Source organism: Streptomyces sp. NBC_01485 (genome assembly GCF_036227125.1).
Classification (GTDB): Bacteria; Actinomycetota; Actinomycetes; order Streptomycetales; family Streptomycetaceae; genus Streptomyces.
This window is the reverse complement of the sequence record NZ_CP109435.1, coordinates 447,215-459,787: the sequence shown is the minus strand read 5'-3', so window position 1 is coordinate 459,787 and position 12,573 is coordinate 447,215. Positions and strand designations below refer to the sequence as shown.

General features: G+C 71.3%; 10 protein-coding genes. 5 read left to right on the top strand and 5 right to left on the bottom strand.

Translation table 11 applies throughout. The features are described 5' to 3' along the window. Nucleotides 1–8: 8 nt before the first annotated feature. Complete coding sequence (locus OG352_RS01935; protein WP_329213622.1) at nt 9–470, top strand: RpiB/LacA/LacB family sugar-phosphate isomerase; 462 nt, start codon at nt 9–11, stop codon at nt 468–470. Nucleotides 471–1,021: 551 nt separating this feature from the next. Then, entirely contained in the window at nt 1,022–1,999 is a 978-nt protein-coding gene (locus OG352_RS01930; RefSeq protein ID WP_329213620.1) for an ATP-grasp domain-containing protein, read from the top strand. On the opposite strand, the gene OG352_RS01925 is transcribed toward OG352_RS01930, so the two are convergent. Beyond that, the gene (locus OG352_RS01925; protein ID WP_443072130.1) at nt 1,983–3,905 is read right to left on the bottom strand and encodes a PAS domain S-box protein; all 1,923 of its coding nucleotides are present in this window, start codon (nt 3,903–3,905) and stop codon (nt 1,983–1,985) included. The two genes, OG352_RS01930 and OG352_RS01925, sit on opposite strands and share 17 nt — an antisense overlap. 420 nt (nt 3,906–4,325) lie before the next feature. Between OG352_RS01925 and OG352_RS01920 the strand changes: the two genes are divergently transcribed. Then, nucleotides 4,326–6,725 carry an excinuclease ABC subunit UvrA gene (locus OG352_RS01920; RefSeq protein WP_329213618.1) on the top strand — a complete coding sequence of 800 codons (2,400 nt, stop codon included), beginning with the start codon at nt 4,326–4,328 and terminating at the stop codon, nt 6,723–6,725. Between the two features lie 129 nt (nt 6,726–6,854). Here OG352_RS01920 and OG352_RS01915 read toward each other — a convergent pair whose 3' ends face one another. Then, the gene (locus OG352_RS01915; protein WP_329213616.1) at nt 6,855–7,220 is read right to left on the bottom strand and encodes a DUF6479 family protein; all 366 of its coding nucleotides are present in this window, start codon (nt 7,218–7,220) and stop codon (nt 6,855–6,857) included. 262 nt (nt 7,221–7,482) lie between these two features. On the opposite strand from OG352_RS01915, the gene OG352_RS01910 reads away from it, so the two are divergent. Continuing rightward, nucleotides 7,483–7,818 (top strand): ferredoxin, encoded by a 336-nt coding sequence (locus OG352_RS01910; RefSeq protein WP_329223664.1) that lies wholly within the window; start codon nt 7,483–7,485, stop codon nt 7,816–7,818. A gap of 198 nt (nt 7,819–8,016) precedes the next feature. Next, nucleotides 8,017–9,195: an acyl-CoA dehydrogenase family protein gene (locus OG352_RS01905; protein ID WP_329213614.1), complete on the top strand. Its 1,179-nt coding sequence runs from the start codon at nt 8,017–8,019 to the stop codon at nt 9,193–9,195. Here the strand turns inward: OG352_RS01905 and OG352_RS01900 are convergent. From OG352_RS01900 to OG352_RS01890, 3 genes are all read right to left on the bottom strand, one after another. Further along, nucleotides 9,192–9,902 carry a response regulator transcription factor gene (locus tag OG352_RS01900; protein ID WP_329213612.1) on the bottom strand — a complete coding sequence of 237 codons (711 nt, stop codon included), beginning with the start codon at nt 9,900–9,902 and terminating at the stop codon, nt 9,192–9,194. The genes OG352_RS01905 and OG352_RS01900 overlap by 4 nt on opposite strands. 123 nt (nt 9,903–10,025) lie before the next feature. Then, a complete protein-coding gene (locus OG352_RS01895) occupies nt 10,026–10,502 on the bottom strand; it encodes a Crp/Fnr family transcriptional regulator (RefSeq protein ID WP_329213610.1) in 477 nt (158 codons plus the stop codon). A gap of 326 nt (nt 10,503–10,828) precedes the next feature. Continuing rightward, nucleotides 10,829–12,556, bottom strand: a complete 1,728-nt coding sequence (locus tag OG352_RS01890) for a SulP family inorganic anion transporter (protein WP_329213608.1) — start codon at nt 12,554–12,556, stop codon at nt 10,829–10,831. Between the last annotated feature and the right edge of the window lie 17 nt (nt 12,557–12,573).

Here is a 12,573-nt window from a genome sequence, read left to right as displayed (position 1 = left end):
TCGCCCGTATGCGGATCTCCGTTTCCTCGGACATGGACGAACCAGTGGCGCGTGCCCTCGTCGCGGAGTTGCGTGGTCGCGGGCATGACGTCGTGCCGCACGGCGCGCTGCGGCCCGGCAACGATCCTCAGTGGGCGGTGTGTTCGGAGGCGGCGGCCCGGGATGTGGCCGACGGAACGTCGGAGCAGGCCGTGGTGTGCTGCTGGACCGGCACCGGCGCGTCGATCGCCGCGAACAAGGTGCCCGGCGTCCGGGCCGCCCTGTGCACCGACGCCTACACCGCCGACGGCGCCCGCCGCTGGAACGACGCCAACGTCCTGGCCCTCGGCCTGCGCCTGACCTCCGAGCCGCTGCTCAAGGAGATCCTGGACGCCTGGTTCGCCGCCGAGGCGAGCCGGGAAGCCGAGGACCGGCAGAACGTGGACCACGTCAGCGGCCTCGACACCGGCAGGACGGGCTCACACGCGTAGCGTGCCGCGCCCGCCGCCGCCGTACGCCGGCGGATGGCGGACGCGCGACTGCGCCACCACGACTGGATCCGGGTGCAGGGCACCGACCTCCCCGAGGTCACGGAGTGGGTCTGGGACGGCTGAGGCGGCAGCTCACCGGTGACCGGGCAGGGCGCACGGACCGGGGCGGACGGCGCAGAAGGAGGGGCAGGAGACGGGCCGTCGTGCGCCCTGGTACGGCGTCCCGCCCGGTGCCTACAGTGGTCGGCCAGCCCTGCGCGCGGATCCGGCGAGGCTGGGCACCGTCCCGCCCTCTCGTCCCACCCCTGTGGTCACCCGTCGTCCTCGTCCCCACCCGGCACCCGTCCGGACCCGGGACGGCCCCGCACGCCGAGCCCCGTGCACCGAGCCCGTGCACGAGCCCCGCACACCGGCCCCGTACGCCGGCGCGGCTCCCCGGGCGACGACCACCCGCGCGACAGGCACCATCCGTGACACCGCTCGGGCCGCGCGAGGGCCGCCCGCGGTACGAGCGCGCGTCGAGAGCCAGTCGAGAGCCACTGGAGGCCGCTGTGTCCCGACCGTGCATCGCCCTGATCGCCGACCCCACCTCGCCCGAAGGCTGCCGTGAGTACCTCGCCGATGCGGTGGAACTGCTCACCGGCGCACCGCCCGTCCGGGTCGACTCCCGGCACTTCGCGACCGGCGGAACCGGCCGGGGCGTCCGCGACGGAGGCCGGTTACGGCTCCAAGTCCCCGAAGAGCGGCTGGACTTCGTACCCGACGTCGTCCTGCTCTACGAGATCCCGCCGCACCACCGGCGGGCCCTCGCCGGCTTCCAGGGGCTCCTGGAGAGCCACGACGTGGTGACGCTCGCCGCAGGCCCCGACGCCTGGCGGACCGCGACCGAGAAGAACCTCACCGTCGAACGCTTCCTGCGCGACGGCGTCGCCCAGATGGAGACCGCGGTACTGTCCCGGCCCACCTTCCGGGAGGCGGCCGGCACCTTCGACCGGCTCGGCCGCGACACCTGGGCCCGGCCCGTCGTCGGCACCGGCGGCAACGACACCTTCCACGTCACCACCCCCGCCCAACTCGCGGACGCCGCCGCCTACTACGCCGAACGCGGCACCGACTGGCTGCTCTCCCGCGACGCCGGGAACATCACCGCCGACGGCTGGCGCCACCAGTTCCGTGTCTTCGTCCTCGGCGACCGCGTCGTGCACGCCCGCGAGCACCTCCAGCCCGCCACCGACACCCCCTGCAACACCTGCCAGGGCGCCACCGCCGTCCACATCGCCCCGCCGGACCTGCCGCCCCGCCTCGCCGAACTCGCCGTCGCGGCCACCGCGTCGGTCGGGCTGCCCTTCGCCGGCGTCGACCTGGCGGTGGAGAACGGCGGGGTCGTCTTCGAGGTGAACGTGCAGCCCGCGTTCGTCGACGGCGAACTCGAACTCCGCGCCGTGGCCGTGCCCTACGTCCAGGCCCACCTCGACGCCTTCGCCCTGGCCGGCGGCGGCTCGCCCCGGGGGCTCACAGCCTCAGCGTGAACCACGTCGTCTTGCCCTCGTCCGTCGGCCGCACCCCCCAACTGGCGGCGAGGGCACGAACCAGGACCAGGCCGCGGCCCGACTCCTCGCCCTCGACCGCCAGACGCGGGTGGGGGAGCTGCGGGCTGCGGTCGCTCACCTCGACCGTGAGATCGGTCGCCGTGCGGTGCAGATGCAGGGCGACCGGGCCCTCGGCGTGCTGAACGGCGTTCGTCAGCGTCTCCGACAGCAGCAGGAGCGCGTCGTCGGCGCTGTCCGCGCAGTTCCACGAGGCCAGCGCCCGGTGCAGAAAGGCCCGCCCCTGCGGCACGGACGCCGGGGCGGCCGGGAGGTGGGTGGTGACGGCGGCCAGCGGCGCGGCCGGCAACTGCGCGAGCAGCAGGGTGACATCGTCGTTGTGGCCGTCGGCGTCCGGCAGCAGACTCGCCAGGACATGGTCGGCCGCGGCCTCCAGACACGGCGTGCCGACGAACAACTCCTCCAACAGCACGGTCAGTTCACCGATCCGCACTTCGATGTCGCTGCCCGGCGTCTCGATCAGACCGTCCGTGTAGAGCACCAGCGTGGCACCCGGCGGTATCTCCGAACTGGACTCCTCGTACACGAAGTCGCCCACGCCGAGCGGGGTGTTGACCGGGCAGGGCAGGGCGCTCACGCCGCTGCCCACCCCGGCGACCAGCACCGGCAGATGCCCTGCCGAACAGACCGTCACGGTGCCCGTGTCCGGGGCGATCACCAGATAGCAGCAGGTGACGAGCTGGTCGGGCACGTCGAGGTCGGCGACACAGGTGTCCAGAGCCCGCATCAACTGCCGTGGCTGCATCCCGGTCTTCGCCAGTGCGTGCGCGGCCGACCTCAACTGGCCCATCACGGCGGCCGCTTCGAGCCCGCGGCCCATCACGTCGCCTATCAGCACGCCTACCCGGTCGGCGCCCAGCGGAATCAGGTCGAACCAGTCGCCGCCCACCCCGGCGCCCTGCGTGGCGGGCCGGTAGCGGCTGGCGGTGGCCAGACCGGGCAGGTCGGGCGGGGTGCCCATCAGACTGCGCTGGAGTGTCAGCGCGATGTGCCGCTGCTGCTCGTACAGGGCGGTGAGTTCGGCCTCCGCGCGCTTGCGGTCGCTGATGTCCCGCACGATCGCGCACGCCCCGACCACGGTGCCGTGCGTGTCCCGGGTCGGCCACAGCGTGACGTCCACGTCCAGCAGCGCCCCGGTGCTGGTCAGCCGCAGCGTCTCGTAGTGCTCGACCTTCTCGGCGTGCCGCAGCCGCTTGAGCAGCTCGCGGACCTCGCCCCGCAGCTCCGGCGGGGCCAGCATCGAGACGTGCCGCCCGATGGCCTCCTCGGCGGTGTAGCCGTACAGGCGCTGCGCCGCCGCGTTCCAGTACGTGATGTACCCGTCGAGGGTCTTGGCGAGGATCGCGTCCTGGGACGACTCCACGAGCGCGGCGAGCTCGTTGATGCGCGCCTCGGCCGCCTTGCGGTCGCTGACGTCGCGCACCGCCGCCGACACCAGCAGCCCGTCCGAGGTCTCCAGGGGGCTGAGGCTGATCTCGACCGGGAACTCGGTGCCGTCCTTGCGCAGACCGTGCAGTTCGAGTCCGGCGCCCATCGGACGCACCTGGCGGTTGGCCGTGTACCCGCGCCGGTGCACGGTGTGCTGGTCGTGGAAACGGTGCGGGATCAGCAGTTCGACCGGGCGGCCGAGCAGTTCCTCGCGGCCGTGCCCGAACAGGGCCTCGGTCTGGGCGTTGACGAGCTTGATGACGCCCGTGTCGTCGACGATGACCATGGCGTCCGGTGCCGCCTCCAGCAGTCCCCGGAACCGCTCCTCGGCCCCGCCCACCACGCCCTCCTGCGCGGGCGCCCCACAGGCGCACCGTTTCTGCTCAGGCTTCCGCTTCACGCTCCGTTTCGCACTCTGCTTGATGCCTTGCGTGACACCTTGCTTGACATCTTGCGTGACACCTTGTGCGGCGCCCTGTTTCACGCCCGGCTTCACGCTCTGCTTCACACCCTGTTTCGCAGCGCCGGCCCCCGACCCCGCGCGCCGCGCAGATTCCGCCCGCATCACATCGGCCATCTTCCACCTCATCCCGCACGACGAATCAGGCCATCTCAGCGCCTCCGGCCCTTCCGCGCCCCGCGTTGTCGTTTACTGTCCGCCCCCGTCTGCTCGCTGTCCGAACCTGAACGCCACCGAACCGATCAGTATTCGAGAAGCGCGGTCCCCGGGGCCGCGGATAGCGTGAGTGGTCAGACCGGGCAGGCGAGCCGACCGAGACCGCGACGGGGGCCTGGCGTGACACATGGGGAGACGATGAGCATGGCCACGAGGACTCAGCGGACTCACACGCCGCCGCCCGCGCAGCACGTCGCCGACAGCCACGATCTGATCCGCGTGCACGGCGCGCGCGAGAACAACCTCAAGGACGTCAGCATCGAGATCCCGAAGCGCCGTCTGACGGTGTTCACCGGGGTGTCCGGTTCGGGCAAGAGTTCGCTGGTGTTCGACACGATCGCCGCGGAGTCGCAGCGGCTGATCAACGAGACCTACAGCGCCTTCGTGCAGGGCTTCATGCCGACGCTGGCACGCCCCGAGGTCGACGTCCTGGACGGACTGACCACCGTGATCAGCGTCGACCAGCAGCGGATGGGCGCCGACCCGCGCTCCACGGTCGGCACGGCCACCGACGCCAACGCGATGCTGCGCATCCTCTTCAGCCGGCTCGGCAAGCCGCACATCGGCCCGCCCGGCGCGTACTCCTTCAACACGGCCTCGGTCCGGGCGAGCGGGGGGATCACCGTCGAACGCGGTGCCGCCAGGACCAGGACCGTGAAGGCGACCTTCAACCGCACCGGCGGCATGTGCACGCGCTGCGAGGGCCGCGGCTCGGTCTCCGACATCGACCTCACCCAGCTCTACGACGACTCCAAGTCGCTCGCCGAGGGCGCGTTCACCATCCCCGGCTGGAAGTCGGACAGTCAGTGGACCGTGCAGGTCTACGCCCAGTCCGGCTTCGTCGACCCGGACAAGCCGATCCGCAGGTACACCAAGAAGGAGTTGCAGGACTTCCTCTACGGGGAGCCGGTCAAGGTCAAGGTCAACGGCGTCAACCTCACCTACGAGGGGCTGATCCCCAAGATCCAGAAGTCGTTCCTGTCCAAGGACAAGGAAGCGTTGCAGCCGCACATCAGGGCGTTCGTGGAGCGGGCGGTCACCTTCACCGTCTGCCCCGAGTGCGAGGGCACCCGGCTCAGCGAGGGGGCCCGGTCGTCGAAGATCGGGAAGATCAGCATCGCCGACGCCTGCGCGATGGAGATCCGCGACCTGGCCGACTGGGTCCGCGCTCTCGACGAACCGTCGGTGGCGCCACTGCTCGCCGCGCTGCGACAGACCCTCGACTCGTTCGTGGAGATCGGCCTCGGCTACCTGTCGCTGGAGCGGCCGGCGGGCACGCTGTCGGGCGGCGAGGCGCAGCGCGTCAAGATGATCCGACACCTCGGCTCCTCGCTCACCGACGTCACCTACGTCTTCGACGAGCCCACCATCGGCCTGCATCCGCATGACATCCAGCGGATGAACGACCTGCTGCTACGGCTGCGGGACAAGGGCAACACGGTCCTCGTCGTGGAGCACAAGCCGGAGACGATCGTGATCGCCGACCACGTCGTCGACCTCGGCCCCGGCGCCGGTACGACGGGCGGCACCGTCTGCTTCGAGGGCACCGTCGAGGGGCTGCGCACCGGCGGCACCATCACCGGCCGGCACTTCGACGACCGGGCCGCTCTCAAGGAGAGCGTGCGCGAGCCCACCGGCACGCTGGAGATCCGGGGCGCGGCGACGCACAACCTGAAGGGCGTCGACGTCGACGTACCGCTCGGCGTACTGGCCGTCGTCACCGGCGTGGCCGGCTCCGGCAAGAGCTCGCTCGTGCACGGGTCGATCCCGGCCGGGGAAGGTGTGGTGTCGGTCGGCCAGGGGCCGATCCGCGGCTCCCGGCGGAGCAACCCGGCGACGTACACCGGACTGCTCGAACCGATCCGCAAGGCGTTCGCCAAGGTGAACGGTGTGAAGCCCGCGCTGTTCAGCGCCAACTCCGAGGGCGCCTGCCCCACCTGCAACGGCGCCGGGGTCGTCTACACCGACCTGGCGATGATGGCAGGCGTCGCCACCACCTGCGAGGAGTGCGAGGGGAGGCGGTTCGACGCGTCGGTGCTCGAATACCACCTCGGCGGCCGTGACATCAGCGAGGTGCTCGCGATGTCGGTGACCGAGGCCGAGGAGTTCTTCGGCGCCGGTGAGGCGTACACCCCGGCCGCGCACAAGATCCTCGAACGGCTCGCCGACGTCGGGCTCGGCTACCTCAGCCTCGGCCAGCCGCTCACCACGCTGTCCGGCGGCGAGCGCCAGCGGCTCAAGCTGGCCACCCATATGGGCGACAAGGGCGGCGTCTACGTCCTCGACGAGCCGACCGCCGGCCTCCACCTCGCCGACGTCGAACAACTGCTCGGACTGCTCGACCGGCTCGTCGACGCGGGCAAGTCGGTCATCGTCGTCGAACACCATCAGGCGGTCATGGCGCACGCCGACTGGATCATCGACCTCGGCCCCGGCGCGGGCCACGACGGCGGCCGGATCGTCTTCGAGGGCACCCCCGCCGACCTGGTCGCCACCCGGTCCACCCTGACCGGCGAGCACCTCGCGGCCTACGTCGGCGCCTGACTGCGGCGCGGCGGCACAGCACTCAGGGGCGCGTCGACACCGCCGTACGCGGGTCACGCGCCCCTGTGTCACACCGCGACCAGCCAGCCAGCCAGCGATACAGGCAGCCAGCCGGTCACGGCACGGCTCTCAGTGGGCGCCCAGACCGCCCCCGCCGAACGAGCCGCTGCTGCCCCGGCTCCAACGCGGGCGTTTCTTGTCCGTGCTCGGCCGGGTCTGCATGTTGGTCAGCTCGTACGGGGTGAGGGGACGGCCGCCCTTCGGCATCCGAGGCACCTCGTCGGGTTCCCGGTTCTCGCGCACCTCGTGCACCGCGCCGCCGGGCGGGAGGTGCGGCTGCTCCTCCGGGCGCGGCCGGTCCGGCTCGCGCGACTTGACACGCGCGCCCAGCCAGAAGCTGCCGGCCAGCACCGCCACCACGGCCATACCGACCACGAACAGCCCCAGGCTGAGCAGGCCGCTCGCGGCGGCCAGTTGCAGGCTTGCGGTAGTCATATCATCCGAATACCCCCGTAACGGGTCATGAACCCGCCATTCCGATCCCGTGACTCTGCGTCCGCGGCGCCTCGCACACGGCGTTCGCCGCCTGCCATGTCATGCCGTCGCGCGCCGTCGTGGCGGTCGGGCGTGGTTTGGCGCCGCCCGTCCCGGCTACCCGCCAGAGGTGACTTCGACGACACCCCGACAGGATCAACAGGTCCGACAAGACCGACGCGATCAACAGGGCCAACGGGACCAACGGGATCTCTTCCGGTTCCTGGAGGACCGCTTCGCCTGCGCGCTGGCGTGCACCGAGTGTGCGCGAGCCTGTGCGCAGCGCGCGAGCCTCCTGGAGCAGGACGGGACCGATCACCAGGAACTCGTGCGACGCAAGGGCATCATGTGCGCGGAGGTGTGCGACGCGACCTGCCGAGTGCTGTCCGAGGACGCGAGCGTTGACGAGGCCGGCATCCGCGCCCAACTGGAGTGGTGCAGGACCGTCTGCCTGGAGTCCGCCCGCGTCTTCGACCGCCACCCGGGCGCCGGGGAGGACGCGGCCGCCTGCCGCACCTGCGCCGAGACCTGCACGGACTTCATCGAAACGCTGGTCTGAGCAGACTCGCCTGATCGCGTGCGGCATCCGAGATGGGAGGCCATCCTTCCCGCACCGCACCGCACCGCACCGCACCGCACCGCACCGCACTTCACTGCACCGCACTGCATCTCTTCCCGCCCCGCCATTCCCAATTTCTGGAACACGTTCTACCGTGTGCGCCGTCAGGACACCGGCCTTGGGGAGCCAGGAGGCGCCGTGCACCTCGACCACACGCCCGAGCAACTGCGGCTGCGCACCGAACTGCGCGCCTACTTCGCCGAGTTGGTGCCCGACAACGCCTACGCCCGGCACACCGACCAGGTCGCCGCCAAACGCTTCTACCGCAAGACCATCCGCCGGCTCGGCGCGGACGGCTGGCTCGGCGTCGGCTGGCCCGAGGAGTACGGCGGCCGCGGCCTGACGCCGATCGAGCAGTTCGTCTTCTTCGACGAGGCCGCCCAGGCCGGCGTACCGCTGCCGCTGATGGCGCTGAACACGGTCGGACCGACGATCATGCGCTACGGCACCGACGACCAGAAGGCGCACTTCCTGCCGAAGATCCTCGCCGGGGAGATCGACTTCGCCATCGGCTACAGCGAACCCGACGCGGGCACCGACCTCGCGGCCCTCAAGACGCGCGCCGTTCGCGAGGGCGACGAGTACGTCGTCAACGGGCAGAAGATCTGGACGACCAACGGCGACACCGCCGACTGGGTGTGGCTCGCCGTGCGCACCGACCCCGGGGCCCCGCCGCACCAGGGCATCACCATGCTCCTCGTGCCGACCACCGACCCCGGCTACTCCTGCACGGTCATCCGCACCCTCGCCTCCCACGACACCACCGCCAGCTACTACGAGAACGTCCGCGTCCCCGTCACCCGGCGGGTCGGCGCCGAGAACCAGGGCTGGCGGCTGATCACCAACCAGCTCAACCACGAGCGCGTGACCCTCGCCGCGCACGGCACCATGGCCATCCGCGCCCTGCACGACGTACAGCGCTGGGCGAAGGAGACCAAACTCGCCGACGGACGCCGCGTCGTCGACCTGCCCTGGGTACGCCGCCGCCTCGCCCAGACCCACGTGAAGCTCGACGCGCTCAAGCTCCTCAACTGGCAGATGGTGGGCGCCCTCCAGAACGGCACCCTCACCCCACAGGACGCCTCCGCCGTCAAGGTCTACGGCTCCGAGGCCCGCCGGGACGCCTACGCCTGGCTCATGGAGATCGTCGCCGCCCCCGGCGCACTCCAGGAGGGCTCCGCGGGCGCCGTGCTCCACGGCGACCTCGAACGCGGCTACCGCTCCGCCGTGATCTTCACCTTCGGCGGCGGCAACAACGAGATCCAGCGGGAGATCATCTCGTGGATCGGGCTGGGGATGCCGAGGGTGCGGCGTTAGCGGCTGTTTCGTGGGTCGGGCCGTGCCCCCTCACTCCTCTCCAGCTGAGAGGCGAGCACGGCGGCCTGGACCCGGCGCTGCACGCCCAGCTTGGCCAGGAGACGGGAGATGTGGTTCTTGACGGTCTTCTCCGACAGGTAGAGCTTCTTGCCGATCTCGCGGTTGGTCAGGCCGTCGCCGATCAGGGCGAGAATGTCCCTCTCGCGCGGTGACAGGCCCGCCAGCTCGGAGGGCACGGAGGGGGTCTCCGCGGGGTCCGCCCGCAGCGAGCGCATCAGGCGGGCCGTGGTCGCGGGATCCAGCATCGACTGGCCCGAGGCCACCGTGCGCACCGCCGAGACGAGGTCGGACCCCTTGATCTGCTTGAGGACGTAGCCGGAGGCGCCGGCCATGATCGCGTCGAGCAGGGCCTCCTCGTCGTCGAACGAGGTCAGCATCAGACAGGCCAGCTCCGGCATCTGGCTGCGCAGCTCCCGGCAGACCGAGATGCCGTCGCCGTCCGGCAGCCGCACGTCGAGGACGGCGACGTCCGGGCGCAGCGCGGGGCCCCGCGCGAGCGCGTGGTCCATGGTGCCGGCGTCGCCGATCACCTTGATGTCCGGCTCGGAGTCGAGCAGATCGGCCAGGCCGCGGCGGACGACCTCGTGGTCGTCCAACAGGAACACCCGGATGGGGTCCTGCTCGGTGAAGGTGCGTGGCTCTGGCATGGTGATCCCTCGTTCCCCGGCGGATGACAGACTGCGACCGGTCGATGATTCAGATCATCACGCGCCTGAACGGAATGCACTAGGGCCGACCGGCCCCACTCGCCCGGAGGGAGCTGGACCGGGTCAGACGGTGCTGTCGGCGCCGTAGGGGGCGTACAGGTTCAGGAGGCGGGTCCTGGCCGAGCGGAGACGGTGGGCGAGTACGCCACCGACCCACTGGGCGACTTCGCTGCCCAGGGCCGCGTCGTCCTGGCACATGGACCGGACGGCCGTGGCGTCGAACTCGTAGGCCCGCACCGGTGTGGTGGCTTCGGCGCCCAGGTGCCAGACGCGCGGGGTGAAGAGCCAGGACCAGCCGACCAGTTCGTTGTGCCCGAGGTTCTCGATGACAGCCGCCCGACGGCCCGGCACGTGCATGTCGAGCTCGATCCTGCCGGTGCGGATGATCCAGAAGCGGTCGGCGCGTCCACCTTCCTCGAACAGACGTGTTCCCTGGGGGATGGACACCTCTCGGGCGACGCGCATGAGCCGCTGGCGGTGTTCGGCGGACAGTGCGCGCAGCGTGCTGGGGCTGGGGCTGGGAGTGGGGGAAGCGTTCATGGGATGCCTCCGGGGGGTGTACGGGCTGTGCGGATTTCCGCCTCCAGCGTGTGCCGCGTCCTTTGGGGCGGGCCATGGGCCACCTGGTCCGGAGAGTGGGCCATCCGGTACAGAACAGGGAGTTTTGGTACGGCACGGCAGCTGATCGTCTGCTGAACCACTGGGCGCGGGCATCGGGCTGCTCTTCATCGACCCGGACCCACAGGCTCGGAGCCCCGAAGTACGAGTCCCTCGGCGTCTCCTTCCCGCTGCGCGACACCCCGGTCCCCGGCCGGGCCCTGATCGACGGCGTCCGCGAACGCTTCGAGGAGGCGGGGTGTGCCCGCCTACTGACCGCCGGGCTGACCGCCGAGCCACGCGCGGTACGCGGCCACGGCCGTAGGCAGCGTCGGGAAGATCCGTTCCCTGCCGACCGAGCCCACCAGGCCGTACCTCTCCAGGTCGTTCAGCAGGTCCTGCTTCACGCGGGCGAGGGCGAACACGACGCCGCGGTGGGCCAGTTCGCGGCGCAGTTCGTCGACCGCGTCGAGGGCGGTGATGTCGACCTCGACATTGGCCTCGGTGTTGAGGACGAACCAGCGGACCGGGTCGCTCTGTTCGTCCAGGGCGGCCAGGGCACGACGCCGGAAGTTCTCCGCGTTGGCGAAGAACAACGGCGAGTCGTAGCGGTAGACGAGCAGTCCGGGAACAGTCCGGGCCTGTCGATAGTCGGCGACGTCGTGCATGCCGGCCACACCGGGGACCAGTCCCTCGATCGCGTCGTGCGGGCGCGCCACCCGGGTCAGCAGCTCGGCCACCGACAGACCGACGGCCACGATCACCCCGTACAGGATGTCCAGGGCGAGCACCCCGGCGAGGCAGCCGAGCGCCAGGAGCAGTTCCCGGCGGCGGAAGGACGCCAGCCGTCGGAAGCCGGCGAGGTCGATCATGCGGACCGCCGCGTAGACGACGAGCGCGCCGAGCACGGCCGACGGCGTGCGGGACAGCAGCGGGCTCAGGAAGAGCAGCACGGCGAGCACCACCGCCCCGGCCCACAGGGAGTACGCCTGGCTGCGGGCACCCCCCGAGGAGGCCAGCGCGGTGCGGCTGGCGCTGCTGCTCACCGGGAAACCGTGCAGCGCCCCGGCGCCCAGGTTGGCCGCGCCCAGGGCGAGGAACTCCTGGTTGGCGTCGAGCCCGGGACCTTCGTCGTCGCGGTCGGTGAAGGCCCGCGCGGTCAGGATGAAGTCGGTGTAGGCGACCAGCAGCACACCGAGCGCGGGCAGGACGAGACGCGGCAACTCGCTCAGGTCCGGGACGGCGAGGCCCGGCAGACCGGACGGGACCTCGCCGATCACCTTCAGCCCGTACCGCCCGTCGAGGTCGAAGACGACGACGGCGGCGGTGCCCAGGACGACCGCCACCAGCGGACCGGGCACGGCAGGGACGTACCGGGCCGTCACGAAGAGGAACACGAGCACGACGGCGGAGAACACGACGGTCGCCAGGTGCGCGTCCGTCAGGTGGGTGACGAAGGACCACAGTTGAGGGAAGAACTCCGCGCCGGTCGTCCGCACCCCGGTGAGCTTGGGCACCTGGTCCACCATCATGATGAGCGCCACGCCCGCCAGATAGCCGATCAGGACGGGGCGGGACAGCAGGTCCGCGAGGAAGCCCAGCCGCACCGCCCGGGCGACCAGGCAGAGCAGCCCGACCGTGACCGCCAGGGCCGCTGCCAGCGACGCGTAGCGTCCGGGGTCCCCGGCGGCGAGCGGTGCGACCACGGTGGCCGTCATGAGGGCGGTCGTGGACTCGGGGCCGACCGACAGGAGCCGCGAGGAACCGAACAGGGCGTACATCGCGAGGGCCGGCAGGATCGCCCACAGGCCGGCCACCGGCGGCAGCCCCGCCACCCCCGCGTACGCCATGACCTGCGGCACGAGGTACGCGGCCACCGTCACACCGGCGAGCAGGTCACCCGTCAGCCACGAGCGCCGGTAGCCGAGGAGCGCGACGAGGCCCGGCGCCAGTCGGCGCCATTGCGAGACGTGTCGTCTGCCCGAGCCCTGGGACATCTGCCGCCTTCCGTCGT

Coding starts and splice junctions, on each gene's coding strand:
- OG352_RS01935 (WP_329213622.1), top strand. CDS start 9: ATGCGGATCTCCGTTTCCTCGGACATGGACGAACCAGTGGCGCGTGCC.
- OG352_RS01920 (WP_329213618.1), top strand. CDS start 4,326: ATGGCCACGAGGACTCAGCGGACTCACACGCCGCCGCCCGCGCAGCAC.
- OG352_RS01915 (WP_329213616.1), bottom strand. CDS start 7,220: ATGACTACCGCAAGCCTGCAACTGGCCGCCGCGAGCGGCCTGCTCAGC.
- OG352_RS01900 (WP_329213612.1), bottom strand. CDS start 9,902: ATGCCAGAGCCACGCACCTTCACCGAGCAGGACCCCATCCGGGTGTTC.
- OG352_RS01895 (WP_329213610.1), bottom strand. CDS start 10,502: ATGAACGCTTCCCCCACTCCCAGCCCCAGCCCCAGCACGCTGCGCGCA.
- OG352_RS01890 (WP_329213608.1), bottom strand. CDS start 12,556: ATGTCCCAGGGCTCGGGCAGACGACACGTCTCGCAATGGCGCCGACTG.